This is a genomic window from Synechococcus sp. Tobar12-5m-g (assembly GCF_024345415.1).
In the GTDB taxonomy this organism is placed as follows: Bacteria; Cyanobacteriota; Cyanobacteriia; order PCC-6307; family Cyanobiaceae; genus Regnicoccus.
The window spans coordinates 1-21,659 of record NZ_JAGQBB010000024.1; the positions used below are offsets into that span (position 1 = coordinate 1).

24 protein-coding genes are annotated in these 21,659 nt (G+C 67.2%); 14 read left to right on the plus strand and 10 right to left on the minus strand.

The genetic code is table 11. From position 1 onward, the window contains the following. Nucleotides 1–318: 318 nt before the first annotated feature. From KBY66_RS13080 to KBY66_RS13090, 3 genes are read left to right on the plus strand one after another with little or no spacing between them, the layout of a single operon-like run. Entirely contained in the window at nt 319–696 is a 378-nt protein-coding gene (locus tag KBY66_RS13080) for a hypothetical protein (protein ID WP_255090057.1), read from the plus strand. Further along, complete coding sequence (locus tag KBY66_RS13085) at nt 693–815, plus strand: cryptochrome/photolyase family protein (protein WP_255090058.1); 123 nt, start codon at nt 693–695, stop codon at nt 813–815. The genes KBY66_RS13080 and KBY66_RS13085 overlap by 4 nt, the downstream gene beginning before the upstream one ends. 48 nt (nt 816–863) lie before the next feature. Continuing rightward, on the plus strand, nt 864–1,160 hold the full coding sequence (locus tag KBY66_RS13090; protein WP_255090059.1) for a hypothetical protein: 297 nt from the start codon (nt 864–866) through the stop codon (nt 1,158–1,160). A 295-nt stretch (nt 1,161–1,455) separates the two neighbouring features. On the opposite strand, the gene KBY66_RS15770 is transcribed toward KBY66_RS13090, so the two are convergent. Continuing rightward, nucleotides 1,456–2,364: a GNAT family N-acetyltransferase gene (locus KBY66_RS15770; protein ID WP_315855515.1), complete on the minus strand. Its 909-nt coding sequence runs from the start codon at nt 2,362–2,364 to the stop codon at nt 1,456–1,458. Then, nucleotides 2,354–2,566, minus strand: coding sequence for a hypothetical protein (locus tag KBY66_RS13105; protein ID WP_255090060.1), 213 nt, complete (start codon nt 2,564–2,566; stop codon nt 2,354–2,356). The genes KBY66_RS15770 and KBY66_RS13105 overlap by 11 nt, the downstream gene beginning before the upstream one ends. A 25-nt stretch (nt 2,567–2,591) precedes the next feature. On the opposite strand from KBY66_RS13105, the gene KBY66_RS13110 reads away from it, so the two are divergent. Continuing rightward, nucleotides 2,592–3,641 (plus strand): SDR family NAD(P)-dependent oxidoreductase, encoded by a 1,050-nt coding sequence (locus tag KBY66_RS13110; RefSeq protein WP_255090061.1) that lies wholly within the window; start codon nt 2,592–2,594, stop codon nt 3,639–3,641. A 71-nt stretch (nt 3,642–3,712) separates the two neighbouring features. Here KBY66_RS13110 and KBY66_RS13115 read toward each other — a convergent pair whose 3' ends face one another. Together KBY66_RS13115 and KBY66_RS13120 are read right to left on the minus strand one after the other, a co-directional pair. Beyond that, on the minus strand, nt 3,713–4,360 hold the full coding sequence (locus KBY66_RS13115; RefSeq protein ID WP_255090062.1) for a response regulator transcription factor: 648 nt from the start codon (nt 4,358–4,360) through the stop codon (nt 3,713–3,715). Nucleotides 4,361–4,364: 4 nt separating this feature from the next. Then, the gene (locus tag KBY66_RS13120) at nt 4,365–5,456 is read right to left on the minus strand and encodes a sensor histidine kinase (protein ID WP_255090063.1); all 1,092 of its coding nucleotides are present in this window, start codon (nt 5,454–5,456) and stop codon (nt 4,365–4,367) included. 73 nt (nt 5,457–5,529) lie between these two features. On the opposite strand from KBY66_RS13120, the gene kdpA reads away from it, so the two are divergent. From kdpA to KBY66_RS13145, 5 genes are read left to right on the plus strand one after another with little or no spacing between them, the layout of a single operon-like run. Then, entirely contained in the window at nt 5,530–7,197 is a 1,668-nt protein-coding gene (kdpA, locus tag KBY66_RS13125; protein ID WP_255090064.1) for a potassium-transporting ATPase subunit KdpA, read from the plus strand. 16 nt (nt 7,198–7,213) lie between these two features. Then, nucleotides 7,214–9,310 (plus strand): potassium-transporting ATPase subunit KdpB, encoded by a 2,097-nt coding sequence (gene kdpB / locus KBY66_RS13130; protein WP_255090065.1) that lies wholly within the window; start codon nt 7,214–7,216, stop codon nt 9,308–9,310. A 10-nt stretch (nt 9,311–9,320) separates the two neighbouring features. Continuing rightward, nucleotides 9,321–9,506: a potassium-transporting ATPase subunit F gene (locus KBY66_RS13135; protein WP_255090066.1), complete on the plus strand. Its 186-nt coding sequence runs from the start codon at nt 9,321–9,323 to the stop codon at nt 9,504–9,506. Between the two features lie 5 nt (nt 9,507–9,511). Then, nucleotides 9,512–10,078: a K(+)-transporting ATPase subunit C gene (kdpC, locus tag KBY66_RS13140; RefSeq protein WP_255090091.1), complete on the plus strand. Its 567-nt coding sequence runs from the start codon at nt 9,512–9,514 to the stop codon at nt 10,076–10,078. Continuing rightward, complete coding sequence (locus KBY66_RS13145) at nt 10,075–11,172, plus strand: sensor histidine kinase KdpD (RefSeq protein ID WP_255090067.1); 1,098 nt, start codon at nt 10,075–10,077, stop codon at nt 11,170–11,172. Before kdpC ends, KBY66_RS13145 begins: the two co-directional genes overlap by 4 nt. Before the next feature lie 60 nt (nt 11,173–11,232). Here the strand turns inward: KBY66_RS13145 and KBY66_RS13150 are convergent, their stop codons facing one another. The 3 genes from KBY66_RS13150 to KBY66_RS13160 all read right to left on the minus strand — a co-directional run bounded on the left by KBY66_RS13150 (nt 11,233) and on the right by KBY66_RS13160 (nt 13,504). After that, the gene (locus KBY66_RS13150) at nt 11,233–11,721 is read right to left on the minus strand and encodes a hypothetical protein (RefSeq protein ID WP_255090068.1); all 489 of its coding nucleotides are present in this window, start codon (nt 11,719–11,721) and stop codon (nt 11,233–11,235) included. Then, nucleotides 11,721–12,800 (minus strand): glycosyltransferase, encoded by a 1,080-nt coding sequence (locus tag KBY66_RS13155; protein ID WP_255090069.1) that lies wholly within the window; start codon nt 12,798–12,800, stop codon nt 11,721–11,723. The genes KBY66_RS13150 and KBY66_RS13155 overlap by 1 nt, the downstream gene beginning before the upstream one ends. Nucleotides 12,801–12,868: 68 nt before the next feature. Next, nucleotides 12,869–13,504 (minus strand): esterase/lipase family protein, encoded by a 636-nt coding sequence (locus KBY66_RS13160; protein WP_255090070.1) that lies wholly within the window; start codon nt 13,502–13,504, stop codon nt 12,869–12,871. Nucleotides 13,505–13,726: 222 nt separating this feature from the next. On the opposite strand from KBY66_RS13160, the gene KBY66_RS13165 reads away from it, so the two are divergent. After that, the gene (locus KBY66_RS13165) at nt 13,727–14,068 is read left to right on the plus strand and encodes a YetF domain-containing protein (protein ID WP_255090071.1); all 342 of its coding nucleotides are present in this window, start codon (nt 13,727–13,729) and stop codon (nt 14,066–14,068) included. A 7-nt stretch (nt 14,069–14,075) separates the two neighbouring features. Here the strand turns inward: KBY66_RS13165 and KBY66_RS13170 are convergent, their stop codons facing one another. After that, nucleotides 14,076–14,942, minus strand: a complete 867-nt coding sequence (locus tag KBY66_RS13170) for a transglutaminase family protein (RefSeq protein ID WP_255090072.1) — start codon at nt 14,940–14,942, stop codon at nt 14,076–14,078. A gap of 504 nt (nt 14,943–15,446) precedes the next feature. On the opposite strand from KBY66_RS13170, the gene KBY66_RS13175 reads away from it, so the two are divergent. The 4 genes from KBY66_RS13175 to KBY66_RS13190 all read left to right on the plus strand — a co-directional run bounded on the left by KBY66_RS13175 (nt 15,447) and on the right by KBY66_RS13190 (nt 18,656). Continuing rightward, complete coding sequence (locus tag KBY66_RS13175; protein ID WP_255090073.1) at nt 15,447–15,803, plus strand: CsbD family protein; 357 nt, start codon at nt 15,447–15,449, stop codon at nt 15,801–15,803. Nucleotides 15,804–15,894: 91 nt separating this feature from the next. Beyond that, complete coding sequence (locus tag KBY66_RS13180; protein ID WP_255090074.1) at nt 15,895–16,077, plus strand: lmo0937 family membrane protein; 183 nt, start codon at nt 15,895–15,897, stop codon at nt 16,075–16,077. 31 nt (nt 16,078–16,108) lie between these two features. Then, nucleotides 16,109–16,438 (plus strand): DUF302 domain-containing protein, encoded by a 330-nt coding sequence (locus KBY66_RS13185; protein WP_255090075.1) that lies wholly within the window; start codon nt 16,109–16,111, stop codon nt 16,436–16,438. Nucleotides 16,439–16,442: 4 nt separating this feature from the next. Continuing rightward, nucleotides 16,443–18,656, plus strand: a complete 2,214-nt coding sequence (locus KBY66_RS13190) for a beta-glucosidase family protein (RefSeq protein WP_255090076.1) — start codon at nt 16,443–16,445, stop codon at nt 18,654–18,656. 4 nt (nt 18,657–18,660) lie between these two features. On the opposite strand, the gene KBY66_RS13195 is transcribed toward KBY66_RS13190, so the two are convergent. After that, a complete protein-coding gene (locus tag KBY66_RS13195; protein WP_255090077.1) occupies nt 18,661–19,200 on the minus strand; it encodes a cytochrome b/b6 domain-containing protein in 540 nt (179 codons plus the stop codon). Continuing rightward, nucleotides 19,167–21,575 carry a cation-translocating P-type ATPase gene (locus KBY66_RS13200; protein ID WP_255090078.1) on the minus strand — a complete coding sequence of 803 codons (2,409 nt, stop codon included), beginning with the start codon at nt 21,573–21,575 and terminating at the stop codon, nt 19,167–19,169. The genes KBY66_RS13195 and KBY66_RS13200 overlap by 34 nt, the downstream gene beginning before the upstream one ends. Between the last annotated feature and the right edge of the window lie 84 nt (nt 21,576–21,659).

Consider the following 21,659-nt stretch of genomic DNA (forward strand, 5'->3'; position numbering starts at 1 on the left):
TCTCCTGGTAGAGCGCCGTGAGCCGGGCGCGAAAGGCCCCATCGAGGTGGTGCACGAAGCGGGGCTCGCCATAGAACACCGCGTCATCGGAGCGATCCTGCTTCCAGCGGTCCTGTTCACTCAGCACCATCACGTCCATGGCTCACTCCAATGCCCCAGCAAGCTGGTTAAGTACACATCGCCGTAGCGCTCGAAGCCTGAGCGGGCGAAATCAGGATCCCGAAAGAAAGCAACGGTCAGGAGCAGACTGCTCTGCGCTGGCGTGCTCGGCAGGGGCTGAAGGGTGGCGGGGTCGAGGGGCAGCCAACGTCATCTGGATTGGTGCCCAGGCTGTCGGATCACAGCCAGCACCGCGAAGGCGTGGGCCATCCAGCTGCTCAGAACAACAAGGTGTCAGAACAGCAAGGTGATGGAGAGGCTCACCAAGGCCAGCCCAGCCAGACCGGTGGCGGCCAGAATCGATACGGATTGGGTCACGGACAGATCCAGCAAGGCCAAAACCTAGAGCAATCCTTAAGGTCCGCAATCATTCCGGCCTGGAACCGCAGCAATCCGTCATGGCAGCGAGGCCCGGCGAGCGTGGAGCAGTTCTGCGGCGAGCAGGCAGTGCAGCTGAGCGTGCTGCCTTCTCCGGCTTTCCTCGAATCGGTGGCCGAGAGCCAGGCCTGGTTCGAGGGCCGGCGACACCCTTCATGAAGACCTTCTACGAGAGCCAACGCCGGCGCCTCGGCCTGCTGCTGGAAGCCGATGGTTCCCCCATCCGCGGCCGCTGGAGCTTCGATGTGGAGAACCGCCGCCGGCTGCCGAAGGGGTAACTGGACCCCCCGTTGCCGGCGGTGGCGGCCAGCCCCCATGGGCGGGCGGTGCGGACACTGATCACCACCCACTTCGACGATCACCCCGGTGAGCTCGCTGATCTCTGGATTCCCTTTGATCACGCCGGGGCCCAGGTCTGGTTGGAGCGGTTTCTCAGAGAGCGGCTCGATGATTTCGGGCCTTTCGAGGACGCGCTGAGTGAGCGCCACGCCACCCTGCACCATTCCCTGCTCTCCTCCCTGCTCAACATCGGCCTGCTCACCCCCGCCGAGGTGATCGAGGCCAGCCTTGCTCGCGCAGAGGCGGGAAGCGGCAGGCCAGTCGCTTCCGATCGCCTCGCATGAGGGGTTCCTCAGCCAGGTGATCGGCTGGCGCGAGTTCTTGCGCGGCATCGACCGGGTGCACGGCGAACGGCAGACCGTATCGAATTTCTGGGACCATCAGCGTCAGCTGGCCCCCTGCTGGTGGGAGGGCCGCTCCGGCCTGCCGCCAGCTCAGCTCTTCACAGCCCAGCTCCTGCCGCTTGGCCCCTCGGCCCAGGCCAGGTGGGTCGAAAGGCGCGAACAGCTCTCGAAGGCCGTGCGCGGGCTGGACAGATGCCAGGGGCCAGTCCCTGCTCGGCGGCGGAGCCAGTACGGCTCAGAACCCGGCCAGTTGCTTGAACAGCACATAGGCATCGACGTCGCCGAAACACCGGTGGCGGAAGGCTCCCGGCAGGGTGCCGACGATCTGGAAGCCATTGGCACGCCAACAGTGCAAACCGGCGTCGTTGGTGCTCACCACCAGGTTGAACTGCATGGCGCGGTAGCCCAACCGTTGGGCCTGCTGCTGGGAATGGCGGCAGAGCTGGCTGCCGATCCCCCGACCCCTGGCCGCCTCGGCCACCCCATAGCCCGCATTGGCGACATGGGCGCCGAGCGATGGAGCGTTGGGCTTGAGGTAGTACGTGCCGACGACCCCATCGGCAGGATCAAGAGCCACGTAGGTGGCCTGGGGCTCGTCGACCCACACACGCCGGGCCTCTGCCTCGCTGATGCCCGGATCGTGCGGGAAGGTTTCACCGGCCCGAAAGATCGGCTCCAGCAGCGACCAGGTGCCGGGCCAGTGGTGGGGCTCCAGGGGGCGAATCAGGGTCGAGCTGAACAGGGCCTCGACCGCACACTGCAGCGAAGGAGCCAGGGGCCTGGACTCCTGGAGCCTTGGGCTCCAGACCCGGCCGGAGAGAAGCTCCTCTCTGGTGGCCAGCACCATGTCCTGGCCTTCCTGCAACCGCAGCGCCTCGAGCGGTACTGGCAGGGTGGTTCGGAAGAAATGGGCCACCCGCTGGGGGTTGGTGTGGCTGAACCAGAAGGGCAGATCGCCCGCCTGCCAATTGATTTCCTCGCGAAGTTCACGGCGCAGGGCCTGCTGGGGAGTTTCACCTGGATCGAGGTGCCCTCCGAACAGGCCCCAGCGGCCCGGCGCCACGATTGTGGTGATGTCGTCCCGCAGCTGGAGGAGCCAGGTTCCATCCCGCTCCAGCATGGCCAGGGCCACCTCAACCGGCATGGGATGGCAGCGACGGCGGTTGCTGCGGTCGCTGCAGAACGGGAAGGAGGCTGTTGATTCCCAGCATCACGAAGGCCAGGGCCCCGACCAGGGCCAGAAGGCGCAGGCCTAAGGGCCGGCCGCGATCGACCGGCCAGTCATCCCCGTCGTCGTTCTCGCCACGGCGCCAGTCTGGGGGTGGGAGCCTGGGGCGACGGGCCATCGCGCTGCATAGGGTGCACCCCATGATGCCCAAACCGTCTCTCGACCCCCAGCCGCGGCGCATTCTGCTCACTGGCGCCAGCTCAGGCCTCGGCTTTGAAGCTGCCGTGCGCCTTCGCCGCGCCGGCCACCAGCTCACCCTGCCCTGCCGGGATGGGCCCACGGCCGAGACCACCTTGGATCGCCTCGAAGGCGAGGCGACCTCCGGCCCACCACCTGTGGCACCCCTGTGCGATCTGGCCGACCTGGCCAGCGTTGAGCGCTGCGCCGCCGATTTGCTGCGCCGGGGTGAGCCCATCGACTGCCTGGTGCTCAATGCCGGCCTTCAGTACAGCGGTTCCCCTGCGCCAAGGCGCTCCGCCCAGGGCCATGAGCTCACCATCGCCGTGAACCACCTCGGCCACCAGGCCCTGGCCCAGCGCCTGCTCCCCTTGCTCGATGGCGGCCAGGCCCCCCGGGTGGTGGTCACCGCCTCGGAGGTGCATGATCCCGCCGCAGCAGGTGGCCGGGTCGGCAAGCCGGCCGGCCTGGGTGATCTGGAAGGGCTCAGAGCAGGCCTGATCACGGAATCGGGCCTCACGATGATGGTGGCTGGTGGCTTGCCGTTCAATGCCGACAAGGCCTACAAGGACAGCAAACTCTGCAACCTGTTGTTCGCCCGTGAGCTGGAGCGGCGACTGCGGCTGCGGGGCACACCGATGCCGGTGCTGGCCTGGAGCCCTGGCCTGGTGATCCCGCGCAGCGGCGGCGGCTTCTTTCGCTACAGCCGCCGCCACAACGAATGGGGCCAACGCCTGTTTGCCCTGCTGGCCCGCGATCTCCTGCGCATCACCGCAACCCCTCAGCAGGCCGGGGTGCTGCTGGCGAGCCTCTGCACCGATCCAGCCTTCGGGGACACGGGGTTCAGCTACTGGAGCAACCGGGTGCTGGGCCCCGGGCGCCTGCGCTTCGCGCAGACCCATCCCAGTGCTGAAGCCCTCGACGACGGCCTGGCCCAGACGTTGTGGGCGATCAGTGCGAAGCTGGTGGGGTTGGCTGATGCCTTGCCCCAAACCAGGACCACCCGGCAGCTTTGACGGGTCGTTTCGATCAAACCATCCGGCGGGGAGGAGCTGGCCATGGCCTGGCCTCAGGTCGCGCAACGGCTTCAGTGGCGAGGCCTCAGTTTCAACACCGCCTGGGTGCGGTTGGCCACCTCCAGCTTCTGCATGATCGCGTGGCCGTGCACCCGCACCGTGCCGAGGCCGATGCCCAGCTCGACGGCGATCTCGCGGTTGCTCAGCCCCCGGGCCATCGCCTCCAGCACCTGGCGCTCCCGCGGTGTCAGCAGCGCCAGGGCGTCGGCCTCGCTCGTGGCGCTCTCGCCGGCCTGCGGCCCGCCCTGAGTGCCCAGCTCCCGCAGGGCGGCGGTGGCGTCTGCGTCCCACCAGGAGGCACCCCGCAGCACCGTCTGGATCGCCAGTTGAAGGTCGGCTGCGGCCACCCCCTTGCGCACATAGCCCCGGGCGCCCGCCCGCATCATCCGCAGGCACCAGGCGGGATCCTCCTGGCTGGTGACCACCAGCACCGGGATCGTTGGGTGATCGGCGGCGATGCGGCGGCAGGTCTCCAGCCCCCCCAGCCCCGGCAGGCCCAGATCCAGCAGGATCACATCGAACGATTGATGGCGCAGCAGATCGAGTGCCTGCTCGCCATCGCCCACGGCCGTCACCAGTTCGATCACCTCGAAACCCTGGAGCGTGACCTCCAGCCCGAGCCGGAACAGTTCGTCGTCTTCCACCACCAGGGCCCGCATCGGCTCAGCCTCCTTCGGGCGGGGGCTCAGCGCTGCCCTGGGGCAGCAGCACCTCGATCTCGGCGCCACCGCCGGGCCGGTTGCGCAGGCCGATCGTTCCCCCGTGGGCGTTCACGATCTGGCGGCAGAGGTAGAGCCCCAGGCCGCTGCCCGGCCGCTCCTCGGAGAGCCGCTGGAAGCGTTGGAACAGCTTGGAGATCTCCTGTTCCGGCACCCCCGGGCCGCCATCGGCAACCCGCAGCTGGAGACCGTTGCTGCGGTTCTCCAGCACCAGCTGGATCTGGCCGCCCCGCAGGCTGTGGTGGATGGCGTTGAGCAGCAGATTCTCCACCAGCCGCCTGAGCTGGGCCCCATCGCCGATCAGCAGATGCGGATGCCACTGCGATGCCTCACCGAAGCCCAGGCGCAGGGTGAGTTGCCGTTCCTGGGCCAGCGCCGAGAGCTCCCGGATCACCTCCTCCACCAGGCGTGTGAATTCCACCTCCACGGACTGCAGCACAAGACCCTCGGCGTCGTTGCGGTAGACCTCCAGCAGGGTCTGAATCTGGGCCAGGGCGCGGCTCTGGCCCCGCTCGATCGTGGCCAGGGTGCGCTCCAGCAGGGGCCCCTCCCGGCTCTGGCGGCTGGAGGACAGGCTGCGCAGGGTGGCGATCGTTCCCAGGATCGGCGTCTTGAGGTCATGGGCGAGGGTGGCGACGAAATCCCGCCGCAGGTCTTCCACGGCCAGCTGGCCCTCCAGGTGAAGCCGCTGGCGCTGCAGGCCCTGGATGCGCAGGCACTGGCGCGCGGTGAGCACCAGGGCGCCGCAGACCAGCAGGCGGTTCATGAGCACCGAGCCGCTGATCGGTGTGAACTCCGGGATCACAAGATTGGAGAGGGTGAGCCCGCACGTCAGGGCCACAAAACTCCAGATCGTTCTCGGCCGAGCCGTTTCACTCAACAGGATCAGCGGCAGCACATAGAGATAGGCCAGCACCACCTGCACCGGGGTGATCACCTCCACCAGGGCCACCGCAGCGGTGAGGGCCGCCGCCTGCCCGCCGGGTGAGGCCAGCGCCGCTATATCTCCGGATAGGGACCGGCCGTTCACATCCATACCCTCCGCTAGTAGCGCCCAACTCCAGGGCGGTCGACAGTGAACGGGTCCCCCGAACCGGACGCTACCGCCGATGATCGACTGGATTCAGGTCGCCCTGCTGCTCGCCCTCGTGCTGGGCTCCGCCCCGCTGCTGGGGCGTCACCTCTGGCAGGTGTACGACAATCGATCCCAGCCCCTGCTGGATGGCTGGCTCACCCCCGTGGAAACATCCCTGCTGCGGTGGGTAGGGGACCCGGGCCGCCCAGCCGAGCAGGCCTGGGACTACCTGCGCCCCCTGCTGCTGAGCAACATTCTGTTCGGTGCCGTGGCTTTTCTGCTGCTGCTCCTCCAGCCCGCCTGGCTGAACCCCCTGGGGCTGCCGGGGGTGCGCTGGGACACGGCCCTGCACACCGCCATCTCCTTCCTCACCAACACCGACCAGCAGCACTACACCCCCGAGCAGACCCTCAGCGACTTCACCCAGCTCGGGGCGCTGCAGTTCCTGTTCTTCACCTCCGCCGCCACCGGCCTGGCGGTGGGCTTCGCCTTCATCCGCGGCCTCTGCGGCCGCCCCCTGGGCAACTTCCACTGGGATCTGGTCCGCTCGATCACCCGGGTGCTGTTACCCCTCAGCCTGGTGTTCGGCCTGATCCTCCTGATCAATGGTTCTCCCATGACCCTGGGCGGGCCGGTGACCCTTCGCACCCTGGAGGGGGCCACCCAGATCCTGGGGCGGGGCCCGGTGGCCGCCTTCGAGGCGATCAAGCAGCTGGGCGAGAACGGGGGTGGCTTCTACGGCGCCAACTCCGCCCACCCCTTCGAGAACCCCAACCCGTTCACGAACCTGCTGGCGATGGTGGCCATGTTCGCCATCCCCGCTGCCACGATCGACGCCTTCGGCCGTTTCCTTGGCAACCGCCGCCAGGGCACCCTGCTGTTGCTGCTCGTCACCGGTCTCTTTCTGGGGCTGGCCGTGGTGGCGATCAAGGCCGAGCAAGCGGGCAACCCCCTGCTGGCCCCCTGGCTCAGTGGACCCAACCTGGAGGGCAAGGAGGTGCGCTTCGGCGCCGCCTTGTCGGCCCTGTTCGCCACGATCACCACCGGCTCGATGACCGGAGCGGTGAACGCAGCCATGGATTCGCTGATGCCCCTGGGGGGCCTGGTGCCCCTGTTCAACCTGTTTTTGCAAGTGGTGTTCGGCGGCCAGGGCACCGGCGTTGCCTACCTGCTCGTGTTCCTGATCCTCACGGTGTTCCTCACCGGGCTGATGGTGGGCCGCACCCCCGAACTGTTCGGACGCAAGGTGGAGAAGGCGGAAGTGGTTTACAGCAGCCTGATCCTGCTGATCCACCCGGTGTTCGTGCTGGTGCCTGCCGCCATCACGATTGGCTTCCCCGCTCTCCAGGGCATCAGCAACCCCGGCTTCCACGGCGTCAGCCAGGTGGTTTACGAATACGCCTCGGCCGCCGCCAACAACGGCAGTGGCTTCGAGGGCCTGGGCGACGGCACGGTGTGGTGGAACCTCAGCGCCATCGTCAGCCTGCTGGGGGGTCGCTACCTGCCGATCATCGCCCTCTTGTTCCTGGCGGCCGGCTTCTCCCGCAAACAACCCGTACCCCCCAGCCAGGGCACCCTGGCCACCGACACCGGCCTGTTCACCGTGGTGACCGCCGTGGTGATCCTGATCCTCGGCGCCCTCACCTTCTTCCCGGTGCTGGCCCTGGGGCCGATCGCCGAAGCCTTCTCGCTCCCTCGCTGACCGCCTCGCGGCTCCCATGACCTCCCTTCAGCAACCCTTTTTTCCCCGCATGCCGCGGGGCCGCCGCGACCAACGGCGCTACACCGAACGGCCCAAAACCCAAGGCCTCCTGGGCCGGGCGATCGTCGAATCGTTCCGCAAGCTCGACCCCCGTCTCACCGTGCGCAATCCGGTGATGTTCGTGGTCTGGTGCGGAACGATTGTCACCGTCGCGGCCACCCTCGAACCCCAGTTGTTCGGCCTGAGCAAAGACGCCCCGGGGCGGGGCTTCAACGCTGTGCTCGCCGCGATCCTGGTGTTCACCCTGCTGTTCGCCAACCTGGCCGAGGCGCTCGCTGAAGGGCGCGGCAAGGCCCAGGCCGATGCCCTGCGCCGCACCCAGGCCCGCACCCAGGCCCGACGACTGTTGCCCAATGGCGGCGAGGCGCTGGTGGATTCCAGCAGCCTGCGCAAGGGCGATCAGGTTCTGGTGAGCAGCGGCGAGCTGATCCCCGCCGATGGGGAGGTGACGGATGGGGTGGCCGCCGTGGATGAATCGGCGATCACCGGCGAATCCGCACCGGTGCTCAAGGAGGCCGGCTCCGATGTGGCCAGCTCGGTCACCGGCGGCACCCTGGTGGTCTCGGACCAGCTCACCATCCGGATCACGGCCGATCCTGGCCAGGGCTTCATCGACCGCATGATCGCCCTGGTGGAGGGGGCCGAGCGCAGCCGCACCCCCAACGAGATCGCGCTCACCGTGCTGCTGGCGGTGCTCACCCAGGTGTTCCTGATCGCCGTGGCCACCCTGCCGCCGGTGGCGGCCTATATCGGCGGACCCACCCCGGTGGTGATCCTGGTGGCCCTGCTGGTGGCCCTGATCCCCACCACGATTGGCGGTCTGCTGTCGGCCATCGGCATCGCCGGCATGGACCGGGTGGCCCAGTTCAACGTGATCGCCACCTCCGGCCGTGCCGTTGAGGCCTGCGGTGACATCAACACCCTGGTGCTCGACAAGACCGGCACCATCACCCTGGGCAACCGGCTCGCCGAGGAGTTCCTGCCGGTGGGGGGCCACACCGAGGCGGAGTTGGCCACCGTTTCGATCGGCGCCAGCGGCTTCGACACCACGCCCGAGGGCAAATCGATCGTGCGGCTGGCCGAGAAGCTGGGGGCCAGCTCCGGGTTCGATCCTGCCGGCGCCACCGGGCTCGACTTCTCCGCCCGCACCCGCATGAGCGGCACCGACCTGGCCGACGGCACCGAGCTGCGCAAGGGAGCGGTGGATGCCATCAAGGGCTTCGTGCGCTCCCGCGGCGGCCAGGTGCCCGATGGCCTTGATCAGGCCTACGAGCAGGTGTCCCAGCTGGGGGGGACACCGCTGGCGGTGTGCCGAGGCGCCGAGATCTTTGGGGTGATCTACCTCAAGGACATCATCAAACCCGGCATGCGCGAACGCTTCGACCAGCTGCGGCGCATGGGCATTCGCAGTGTGATGCTCACCGGCGACAACCCGATCACCGCCAGCGTGATCGCCCGTGAGGCCGGGGTCGACGATTTCATCGCCGAGGCCACCCCGGAAGACAAGATCGCCGTGATCCAGGCGGAGCAGCGGCTCGGGAAGCTGGTGGCGATGACAGGCGACGGCACCAACGACGCGCCGGCCCTGGCCCAGGCCAACGTGGGGGTTGCGATGAACTCCGGCACCCAGGCCGCCAAGGAGGCGGCCAACATGGTCGACCTCGACAGCGATCCCACCAAGCTGATCGACATCGTCACGATCGGCAAGCAGTTGCTGATCACCCGGGGAGCGCTCACCACCTTCTCAATCGCCAACGACGTGGCCAAGTACTTCGCGATCCTGCCTGCCCTGTTCGGGGGGGTGGGCCTCGGGGCGCTGAACCTGATGCATCTGGAGAGCCCCCACTCCGCCATCCTCTCGGCGATGGTGTTCAACGCCCTGATCATTCCCGCCCTGGTGCCCCTGGCCCTGCGGGGGGTGGCGTTCCGCCCGGATTCGGCCGAAGAATTGCTCAAGCGCAACCTGCTCGTCTATGGCCTCGGCGGCCTGGCCGTGCCGTTCGTGGGCATCAAGGCGATCGACCTGGCCATCACCTCCCTCCACCTGATCTGAAGCTCCTGAGATGTTCTTCACCAAGCCCCTCTTCTGGATCCCCCTGCTGCTCGCGGCCGGGGCGGTGGCGGCCTCCTCGCCCCTGCGCCTCTTCCATCCGCCCCTGCAGACCGGCGCCCTTTCGTTGCTGCTGAGCGGCACCGTGGCGCTCTCGATCTACCTGTTCGCCGTGATGATTCAACCGGAGAAATTCTGATGACCCTGTTTCGCGATGCCCTCCGGGCCCTGAGGCTCACCGCTGCGCTGTGGCTGATCACCGTGGTGCTCTACACCCTTCCCCTGCTGGGGATCGGCCAAGGGCTGTTCCCCGCCCAGGCCAACGGCTCCCTGTTGCGGGTCGATGGTCGGGTGGTGGGCTCAGCCCTGATCGGCCAGCCCTTCGCCACCGCTCGCTACTTCCTGAGCCGTCCCAGCGCCGTCGACTACAGCACCGGTAAGCAACCCAGCTCTGCCCCCAGCAACCTCGGTCCCACCAACCCCGATCTCGTCAAGCGCATCACCGCAGCATCCAAGGTGCTGCAAGGGGCAGGGCTGAAGGATCCCTCCCCCGATCTGCTCTACGGCTCCGGTTCGGGCCTCGATCCCCACATCTCGCCGCTGGCCGCCGAGCAGCAGATCGAGCGTATCAGCGCCCAGCGGCAACTGACCCCCCAGCAGCTGCGGCAGATGGTCCGCCGCCACACCGAGGGCCGGACCCTTGGGATTCTGGGGGAGGCGCGGGTCAACGTGCTGGAACTCAACCTGGAGCTGGATCGCCGTTCGCCATGATCAGGATCAGGGGGCGGGGCCGCCACAAGCTGTTCATCGGCATGGCACCGGGGGTCGGCAAGACCTTCCGCATGCTCCAGGAAGCACAGCAACTGCGGCGTGACGGCACTGACGTGGTGATCGGTGTGCTCGAAACCCATGGCCGCGCCGACACCGCTGCCCAGGCCGAGGGCCTCGAGCGGGTGCCCCTGCGGCGCTTCCAGCACCAAGGGGTCTGGCTGGAGGAACTGGACCTTGCCGCCCTGCTGCTGCGCCGAGCCCAGTTGGTGCTGGTTGACGAGCTGGCCCACACCAATGCCCCCGGCAGCGAGCGGACGAAGCGCTGGCAGGACGTGGAACTCCTTCTGGCCTCGGGTCTGGATGTCTACTCCACCGTGAACATCCAGCATCTGGAGAGCCTCAACGATCTGGTGGCCCAGCTCACCGGCGTGGTGGTGCGCGAGCGGCTGCCGGATCGGGTGCTGGAGCGGGCCGATGAGGTGGTGCTGGTGGACGTCACCCCCGAGACCCTGCAGGAGCGTTTGCGCGGCGGCAAGGTGTACGCCAGCGAGAAGGTGGGCCAGGCCCTCGCCAACTTTTTTCAGCGCCGCAACCTGGTGGCCCTGCGGGAGCTGGCCCTGCGGGAGGTGGCCGATCGGGTCGACGACGAAACCCCGCTCGACAGCTCCCTGCGCGAACGGGTGCTGGTCTGTCTCTCCACCTATCCCGAATCGAAGCGGCTGCTGCGCCGCGCTGCCCGCCTGGCGGGCTTCATGGATGCCCCGCTGTTGGTGGTGATCGTGCTCAATCCCCAGACCTTCCTGAGCCGGGAGGAGGGGGTGTTGCTGGAGGAATGCACCCGGCTCTGCGACGACTTCGGTGGTGAATTCCTGCGCATCGACAGCGACGACGTGCTCGGTTCGATCGCGAAGGTGGCGATCGAACGGCGGATCACCCAGATCGTGATGGGCCAGTCGCCGCGCTCCAGGGGCCGGGCCCTCCTGGGCCGCTCCCTCTCCGAGAAGCTGCAGCAGCGGCTGGCCGGCAGGAACGTGGATCTCCACCTGATCGCCGACGACCCGCCCACGGCGGCAGGTGCGTTGACGCGACCCTAGGGTTGGAAAGGTGGTCCAGAGCGCCAACCGAAAGGCATGCTCGAGAAGGGATCAGCGGCTCTAGCCTGCCGCAGGCCAGGATCCCCCTGCGCAGGCTTCACCTTGGTGGAGGGTGGCAAGCAGCCGCAGGCGGGTGAACCGCTGCAGCCACAGGCAGGGCAGGTTGAAGGCCGTGGCGAAGATCAGGTTGATCAGCACCCCGAGCGGCGGCAGCCACAGGGCCGTGACCAGCCAGAAGGGCCAGAGGGCCAGGTGAACCAGCTCGGCGCGGCGGGTTTCCGCCACCAGGCGCTGCAGGGCGGCGGGGTCGCGGCACACCAGGCTGTTTTTGCACACCCCGCCGGGCAGGCTGTCCCCGGCATCGGGCAGCCAGCGCTTCCAGCGCCGGATCCCCAGCCGGCGTTCGTAGCCGGCCGCACTCTCCGCCCAGGGGCGCGGCCCGGTGAGCCAGCTGTCGTGATCGAGGGCGGCGAGGGGCAGGCGGTTGGCCAGGGCACCGATCAGCAGCGACCAGCCCAGCCAGCCGATCACACAGGCCAGCACCGCCATCAGGTCTTGAACCGCCTGCCCTTCCATTCGATCGTGCCGCGCTCCAGATTCAGGATCGCCAGAACGAAGACGCCCAGGAAGAACAGCACAGGAATCGGAAACACCAGGCAGATCCAGCCGAAGCCCCCGACTCGCCGGGTGAGCACCAGAAGCTGGAGCGCGAAGGCCCCATAGAGCACCAGGTTGGGCAACAGGGAGGGGTCGCCCACCAGCGGCCAGCCCAGCAGGGAGGCCGGCAGACACCAGGCCGCCCAGAACAGACCGGAGAGCCAGAGCAGCACGGCCAGCATCCAGGGACAGCGCACCTCGCCAGCGGCGGTGGCGAAGTTCTTGGCGAAGCCCACCACCATGTCGTGGAGGCCGCCGGGATACATGCGGTACGCGATCAGGCCATCGCCGATGAAGGCACTCACCGGCAATCCTGCCTTCTCGTAAAGGTGTCCCATGAACCAGTCCTCCACCACCTTGCCGGCCACCGCCCCATGCCCGCCGATGCGTTCGTAATCGGCCCGGCTGGTGACCATGGCCGGCCCGAAGGCCACGCCGCAGCCCTGTCCCATCGGCACGGCCATCAACCCCACCAGGTTGAAGAGCACCGAAAGCTGCTCGTAGGGCTTCTCGGTGCGATGGAAAGGCTGGACCGAAACCAGTCCGCCCAGGGCCTGCTGCGTCGCCACGAGGCGCTCCAGGAACGCGGGGCTGGGCTCGGTGTCGGCATCCAGAAAGACAAGCAGGTCGCCCTGGCTGGCCCGTGCGCCGTTGTGCAGCGCCCAGGGCTTGCCGCACCAGCCCTCAGGCAGGGGAGGCGGCTGCATCACCGTGACCCCCGCTGCCGCGGCAATGGCGGCGGTGCGATCGCTGGAGAGATCGTCGATCACGATCACCTCAAGCGGTTGGAAGCTCTGGCCGCGCAGGGCCGGAAGCAGGTTGGGGAGGGTGCGTTCCTCGTTGCGGGCCGGGATCAGCACGGAAACCCTCGGCTGCCCTTGCAGCCGGTGCTCGGGAAGCCGCGACAGCCGGAGACAGAGGACCCAGCCGAGCAGCCAGCGGACCGCCAGGGAGATGGCGACCAGGCCCATGGTTTGTGATCCCCTACTGCATGGCCCACGCTATTGGCAAATCGTCAACCTGACTGCGTCCGCCAGGGTCAAGGCCCGGGGCGCAACAACTCCTCCACCAGGGGTTGGAGAGCATCGTCGTGGCTCATCAACTGGTGGTGGTAGCGAACCGGCAGGCTGCGTCCAGGTCCGAGCGGAAGCACGGCGCGCCAGGCGGGCATCACCATCAGGTCCGGCTGGCAGTAAAAGCTGCAGCAGTTCACGTCCCGCAAGGTGTCGAGATTGGTGTTGAGGCGCTGCAGCAGGGCGCTCCCTGCTTTGAGATCGGCGATGCCGGCCAGAGGCCAGCTGGGCCAGGGCTGGGCGGTGATGGTGCCCCGCTGGGGACTGCCCACACTGATCAAGCGCCGAGTACGCCGATGGCCCCCGAGCAGCTGGATCCAGGACCGTCCGATCACCCCGCCCATCGAAAATCCCAGCAGGTCGATGGGCTGCTCCAGGCCGAAGGTCGCCTCGATGTGCATGCCCAGCAACGCGGCCAGCTCCTCGATCGGGGTGACACCGAATCGATGGGGCAGATGGGGTATTAGTAAAGGCCCACGGAGCTGGCCGAGCTTCCGCTTGAGTCGATCGAACAGCCGTGGGGTGTCCCACATCCCGTGCACCAGCACCAGCGGGGGGGAGGCATCTGGCCGCGGGTCTGGTGGCGGGTCCGCAGAAAGCATGGCCGGCGCCAGGGATGGGAGATACTCCCAATACTGGGGGGCCGAAGGCCGGCTACTAAGTTTGGTGGCTGGTTCAACCTGGAATGGGTCATGGCGACACTTGCCATCCCGATCTGGGAGTTCTTCCTACGCGGATCAGTCGTATACATTATTCTAGTCGTTCTGCCTCGACTAACGGGCAAACGATAGATCGGCCAACTCGCCACCTTTGACCTGGTTCTGTTGCTGTTGCTATCCAATGCGATTCAGAACCAGATGAATGGAGGAGACAATTCCCGGGTGGGGGGGCTCATCTCCGCTCTGCCTCTCGTGGCACTCAACTATATGGTTGGCATCGCCACCAGCCGCAGCAAACGCCTTGATGCCTTCATTGAGGGTCGTCCGGAAGTACAGGGACACCATGGGGGTTTGTATCCCCAGGTGCTGCTGAGTGCGCAACTCACGCGACACGAGCTTGACACCGCCATCCGGGCTGCAGGCTGTGAATCGATCCAAGATGTGCACGTTGCCATTCTGGGGAACACCGGATCAATCACCGTGTTGCCGAAACATTCCAGGGCTTAGGATCAAGTCATGGGCACGAAAGCTTGGTGACGCTAACTGTCACGTCCATCGACAAGAGCCGTGAGTCTCCGATAAACGAGCCCGCGACGGGGGGAACGGAGTCAGGCAGGCGGCCAACCGCTACCGAGATGTGGTTCTCACCTACGATTTCGCCTCGGGTAGGATCAAATCCCTTCCAGCCTGCGCCCGGGAGGAAGACTTCAGCCCAGGCATGGGTGCTGCCCGCATCATCCGCTGCAAGCGTCGTGCAGCTGTAACCACTCACGAAACGAGCGGCAAAGCCGAGCAGCTTCGCCGCTTCCATGAACAGGAAGGCAAGATCGCGGCAGGATCCAGAGCCACTGGCAAGGGTTTCAGCAGGGGTCTGCACCCCTGGCTCTTCGCGTTGGCGATAGGCGACAAGCTCGTGAATGGCCAGATTGAGGCGCTGCAGCAAGGCGTAGCTCTCGATGGACTTGCCGGGCTGCCAGACCGTTGATGTCCACTGCGCCAATGTCCCGGTCTGAGGCGCTGGCAAGGCAAGCAGGTAATAAGCGTCGAGAACGGGGCGGTCTTCAGGGGCATAGGCGACGGGAAAAGAAACGGCATAGTCTTCCACCAGAAAGTCAAGGGGCTCCTGGTCGTACTGCTCGATGATCAAACTGCTTTCGATCAGGAGCAGGTCAGCGGGATCTTCGAAGGTTGCGATGGCGACGGAATTGCTCTCAACATCACGATGCCAGCGCAGGCTCGCCGTTGGTTGAATCGTGATCGTCGAGCTTTCAATTCGCAGATCGTGCCCTGCCCTTGGTCGAAGACGAAGCGAATGGGGGCCGAGCTGCACTGGAGCGGCGTAGGAGTAAGTGGTGCGATGAACGATCTGATAGCGCTTCATCAGCGTAAGTAGATGCCCCTACTGAGAGTAGATCAGACCACTATAGGGTGCAAAGGATACTGGGACATGAAACGGAAGCCCATTGCAGCCACCTGGAGCTGCCTCTGCGACATAGCGGACCATGAACAATGACATTGCCCACGGAGTTCGTTATCTCACGCCCATAGGGGTCAATACGCGTGACCTCTCCCACCTCTGTAATGTGCTGGTCGCTGTAGTGATCGCCCACATTGGAGCCTGCAACATCAGCATGCCAAAGTCCTGCTCCTCCGGATTCGTTGCAAAAGTCCCCAGCCCAGCTGACGGGCGTGCATGACGACAATGCCCCAACAACTCGTTACATCCTTGAGATGCCATGCAGCAACTAATGTTCCATTTGCTCCACGGCTCACAACAGGTTGGGGGGAGCCGATCAGAGGTCGCCGCAGACCGAGCTGCCTAGGGTGAGGTTGAGCACCAATTGGTAAGAGCTCTATGGGAATTCATGCAAAGCATCCTGTTGGCTTGAGCACAACCTCGCGCATCACCTCGACAATGGCTTCGCTTGCTGCTTTGGCCCTCATGCTCTGCTTCCTGCTGATTCCATTGCCTGCCATGGCCTTGGTCAGCGATCACGCCCCCTATCCCTTCGCCTTCGGAACCATGTCAAACAGAGCTGACGCCACCGCCAAATCCGCAGAAGGCAAACTGGAATCTGCCTATGGTGAACTGACTGGCGATGCTGGCCACCAGATCAAGGGAAAAGCCAAGCAGGTTCAGGGCTCTGCCATGAACGCGGCAGTAGACCTCAAGCAAGGCGCAAGATCAGTCGCCGAGAAGATGAGTGATGTTGTCAGTAAAGTGGCACACGATCTCAGCTAAGCCGCCAAGACGTTGCCTTTGCAAGGAGGCGGCGTCTGCTTCCAGCAACAGTCTTTGTATCCGCCCAGCCTTGCTGTGCGGATACCTGTGCATGCCACCATTGCTTTCCGTTCTCAGGAGAGGCTTCATGTTGGAAACACTTGCGGTCGTACTGATCGTTCTCTGGCTGCTGGGCCTGCTCACCTCCTACACACTGGGAGGATTGATCCACATCTTGCTGGTCATCGCCGTGATTGCCATCCTGTTGCGCCTGATCAGCGGCCGTGCTGTCTGAATGCCTGAGAGGTTCATCGCCCACGAAGCCCATGACTCCGTTCTTGATTGCCGATACGGCCAAGTCGTTTGAAGAAGCAAGAGCCGATCTCCATGCCGCTGTGCAAGCCCATCGTTTCGGGCTGCTGGCCGTGCATGACCTCGGCCATATCCTCCGCAGAAAAAGCACCGACTTCGCCGAGAACTGCCGTGTGTTCGAGGTGTGCAACCCCCAGCAGGCGGCAAGCGTCCTGCGCAACGACGTGACACTGAATATGGCACTGCCCTGTCTGTTTTCGGTTTACACCAAAGCCGGCCAGACCCGGATCGCCATGATCCGGCCTGAGGACATGCTCAGCTCCCTGTCCTCCACCCCAGCCTGAGCGGGTGCGTACGGATGCCGAAGGGGGTTCTCACGGGGACCAGGCCCGGTCTCTTCTGGATCAACTCAGCCTGGCCGAGAAGCTCGGCATGCTCGACGGCGACACCCCCTTCTGGTCGGGCATGGCAGCCACCATGCTGCGCGACGCCTCCCACCGGCGCCCGTGGCCGGCCGGCGTGGTGCCCCGGCTGGCGATCGGCGGGCTGCACTTTGTGGACGGCCCCCGCGGCGTGGTACTCGAGGGGGGCGCCACCACCTTCCCGCCGCCCATCGCCCGCGGCGCCAGCTGGGACCCGGAACTGGAGGAGCGCATCGGCGAAGCCATGGGCCGCGAGGCCCGTTCCTTCGGCGCCAACCTCCTCGGCGGGGTCTGCGTGAACCTGCTGCGGCATCCCGGCTGGGGCCGGGCCCAGGAGACCTACGGCGAAGACCCGGTGCACGTGGGTGCCATGGGTGCAGCGATGACCCGCGGCGTGCAGCGCCATGCCATCGCCTGCGTCAAGCACTTCGCCCTGAACTCGATCGACAGCGCCCGCTTCCGGGTGGACGTGCAGGCCACGAGCCGCGTGCTGCACGAGCTCTACCTGCCCCAGTTTCGTGAATGCGTGGAGGCCGGCGCCCTGGCGGTGATGAGCGCCTACAACAGCGTGAACGGTGAGTGGTGCGGCCAGCACCCACAGCTGCTCACCGACATCCTCAAGAGGCGTTGGGGATTCCGCGGCTTCGTGCTCACCGACTTCATCTTCGGGCTGCGCGACGGGGTGGGGGGCGTGCTGGCCGGCCAGGACCTGGAGATGCCGTTCCCCATGATCTTCGCGGCCAGCCTGCCGCAGGCGGTGGCCAGCGGCAGGGTGCCGCTCGAGCGGATCGACGACGCCGTGCAGCGCCTGCTGCGCGCCCAGCTCTCGCTGCCGGCAAGGATCGGGGAAGCCGGGGCCTACCCGGCCTCGATCCGGGGCTGCGCGGAGCACCGGGCGCTGGCACGGGAAGCGGCCACCCGCTCGATCGTGCTGCTGAAGAACGCCGGTCCGGTGCTGCCGCTCACGGACATCGGCTCGCTGGCCGTGATCGGGCGGCTCGCCGCCACGGCCAACCTGGGCGATCGCGGTTCCTCCGACACCCGGCCCACCCCGGGCACCGTGGTGACCCCCCTCGAGGGGCTGCGGGCCGCAGCGCCAGAGATTCAGGTGCAGCATGCCGATGGCGCGAACCTGGAGGCCGCCGCCGCCCTGGCCGCCGCCAGCGACGCGGTCGTGGTGGTGGTGGGTCTGGACTGGCGCCACGAAGGCGAGCACATCCACAACGGCGATCTGGCCCCGATCCTGCGCCAGATCCCGCCCCCGGAGCCGCTGCTGCTGCGGATCGGCCGAGCCCGGCTCCAACCGCTGTGGTCGCCGGTAGCCGGAGCGATCGCCACGATGGCGAGCCTCGGCTCTGCCCTGCCGGGCGGCGACTTCGCCTCCGGGGACCGCACCGATCTCCGCCTCCCCCCGGTGCAGGAAACGCTGATCCGCTCGGTGGCCGCCGCGAACCCGCGCACGACCGTCGTTCTGATGGGGGGCGGGGCGATCCTCTGCGAGGCCTGGCGGCAGGTGGTGCCAGGGATCGTGCTGCTCTGGTATCCGGGCATGGAGGGAGGCGCGGCGCTGGCCGACGTGCTGCTGGGGCGGGTGTCGCCATCGGGGCGGCTGCCTTTCGCGGTGCCCACCGCCCATGAGCACCTGCCGCCCTTCGATCCCCGCGCCCGGCGGATCACCTACGACCTCTGGCACGGCTACCGGCGGCTGCGCCGGCAGGGGCACCCGGCCGCCTTCCCCTTCGGCTTCGGCCTTTCCTACGGCCCGTTCCATTACTCCGCGCTGGCGGCAGAGCTCCTCGGCGACTGCGGCGAGGTTGGGGTGCTGCGGGTGGGAGTCACGGTGGAGAACGGGGGGTCCATGGCCGCCGATGACGTGGTGCAGGTGTATGTCGAGCCGCCAGCGCAAGCGGTGGAGCGGGCGGGGCGGTTCCTGGTGGGATTCACCCGGGTCTCTCTCGCGCCAGGCCAGTTGGAGCGGGTCTGGCTGGATGTGCCGCTGCGGCGCCTTGCCTACTTCGATGAGGCCACCGATGCGTTCGTCCTGGAGGGCGGCCGGCACCGGCTACTGGTGGCACGGCACGCCGAGGACACAGGCCTCGGCATGGACATCGAACTGGAGGCGGCAGTCGTGGGTCCCTGATGGATCAAGGGGCGTTCCGGGATTGAAGAAAGCGCCGCAACTGCTCCGGCCAGTCACCCGGCAGATCTCCCTTCCGGATCTTGACGCTCACCATCGAGCGGGCCAGCGGCCACCCTCCCCGGGCCAGCAGACCGGCCAAATGGGCCAGAACCGCTCCAGCCATTGCGACCCAGGCGAGGAGATGGAGGCCGTAGACGAGCTGGTTGAGATTCCCCTCCCGCAGCCAGTCTTCCTGCATCAACTTGCCGGTGGCGATCGCCAGGATCAGCGCCCCCAGGGTCACCGCATTGCTGGCCCGGCCCAGCTGGCGCCGCCCCAGGGTGACGGCATAGGCGGCGAACAAGACAGCCAGAGGCAGCAGGGCCACTCCCACCGAGCCGTGCAGGTCGATCCAGTCCCCGGGCCAGCGGAACGGCAGCCGCCCCCAGCGTCCGTCGTACTGGCTGTAGACGATCAGCCCGCTCAGCCAGGCCAGGGCCACGCCGATGGCGGTGGCTCCATGGAGGAGCCTCAGTAATGACGGTTGGTAGGGGCGGGGGGCCATGGGGATGGGGGTGACGGATTGAGGGGGGGATTCGGTGCCAGCAGCCAAGCAAGCAGCAGAGCCACCGCCGTGGTGATCATCAGCGTGAGGATCTGGCCCGGCTGCAGGGGCGCAAGGCTGAGCAGCTGCTGCAACCCGGGAATGGCCGACAGCAGCGACCACAACCCCAGGCCGATGCCGGCACCGGCGGCCGTGATGCGGCTGCGGGAATCCCCGTTCAGCCACACGAGCCCACCGCCGGCCAGAAGCAGCAGCGAGAACACCAGGCTGCGGCGCGATTCGGCCTCCGCGTTTGGCCAGAAGGCCAGCACCAGGGCGGCCACCATCACCACGGCTCCCTGGGTGAGCGAATGGCGCCAGGTTTCCGGACCAAACAAGGGCGCCTCCGGTGGGCGAGGGGGCTGGCGCATCAGGCCCGCCCTGGCCGGCAGCGCCTCGAACACCACCGTGCATGCCGGGTCGATCACCAGGTGCAGCAGGGCGATGTGTACCGGCAGCAGGATCAGACCCTGACCAGGCACCAGCAGCGGCAGCAAGCCGAGCGCCGCGATCGGCAGGTGAATGGCGAGGGTGTAACCCAGCGCCCGATGCAGGTTGGCATCGACGCGGCGGCCAAGCTCCAGGGCCGCCACCAGATCGCTGAAGGTGTCGTTAAGCAGCACCAGATCGGCGGACTCCCTGGCCACGGCTGTGCCGCGCTGGCCCATCGCCACGCCGATGTCGGCGGCCTTGAGGGCCGGGGCGTCATTGACGCCATCACCGGTCATCGCCACCACTTCACCGGCGGCCTGCAGGGCGCGCACCAATTGCAGCTTCTGCTGGGGCATCACCCGGGCGAACACCGACACCTCACGGAGGGAGGCCGCTAGTACCTGTGGCGTGAGCTCCTCCAGCTCGTGGCCGGAGAGCACCGGACCGGGCGGCAGACCAGCCTGATCGGCGATCGAGCGGGCCGTCACCGGGCTGTCTCCGGTGATCATCACCACGCGAACGCCAGCACCTCGCGCCGTGGCGATCGCCGCCGGCACATCCGCCCGCAGCGGGTCTGCCAGGGCCAGGAAACCCACCGGCTCGAACAGATAGCCGTGCACATGGTCAGGCAGCGCTCCACTGGTGGGAAAGGGCTGACCTTCATGCACCTGCACGCCATCGAGCCCGCGCGCCACCGCCAGCACCCGCAGCCCCCTGGCAGCGAGGCCATCGGCGGCGGACAGCAGCGCGGCGCTCTTCCCCGCCTCCAGGTGGCACAGATCGGCGATCGCCTCGGGTGCCCCCTTGGCAGCCAGCTGCAAGCCGCCGCCCGTATCACGCCAGAGGCGGGAGAACACCAGCAGGTCGCTCTGCAGGGGGTATTCACGCTCCAGGGGCCAGTCGGGATGGAGGTGTTCGGTGCCGCCAAGCTGATCGGCGGCCAGGCGCTGGATCGCCAGCTCCATCGCATCCACCGGATCGCCGCGGCTGGCCAGCACCGCCATCTCCACCAAACGGTGGAACGGCTCCTCCAGGGTCTCGCCCGCCTGCCAGCCCTCCAGCTCCGGCCAGGTGAGCAAGTGCTGCACCCCCATGCGGTTCTCGGTGAGGGTGCCGGTCTTGTCGACGGCGAGCACGGTGGCACTGCCAAGGCTCTCCACCGCCGCCGGCCAGCGGGCCAGCACCCCGATCCGGGCCAGGCGCAGGGCACCGAGGGCCAGGAACAGGGCCAGCACCACGGGAATCTCGTTGGGCAACACTGCCAGGGCCAGGGCCAGGGCGGCGATCAGGGCCTCGGGCCAGTTGCCGCTCATGCCCCCCTGGATCAAGGCCAGGGCTGCGCAGAACCCCAGGGCCAACACCGTGAGGCGCGAGGTGAGGCGCCGGGTCTGACGCTGCAGGCGGGTCGGGGGTGGTGTCACCGTGGCCAGGCTCTTGCCGAGCTGGCCCAGTTCGGTGGCTTCGGCCACGGCCACCACATCGGCCCAACCGCGGCCACCGGCCACCAGCGAACCCGCCAGGATCCGCTCCCCTGGGTTCGAGCGGTCCACAGGCAACGATTCACCGGTGAGCAGGGACTCATCCAGCCACAACCCCACCGCCTCGCTGATCGTGGCATCGGCCGCCACCCGATCGCCTTCCTCCAGGAGCAGAAGGTCGCCGACGCGCACCTGATCGGCCGGCAGCTCCAGCTCCTGGCCATCGCGTCGCACATGGGCGCGGGGTGCCGAGAGGCGGGCCAGTTCCGCCAGGGCGCGGTTGCTGCGCTGCTGCTGGATGGCATCGAGCAGGCTGATGCCCACCACGAACAGCAGCAGGATGCCGCCATCGACCCACTCCCCGATCAGGCCGTAGATCAGGGCGCAGGCCAGCAGCAGCAGGTTGGTGGGCTCCAGCCAGCTCATCCCGGCTCCGCTTCTGGCTCCTTGCTAGCGGGATCCGGGAACGGCTCCCATCAACCAAGCCGGGTTGTCGCAATCCATGGCCGG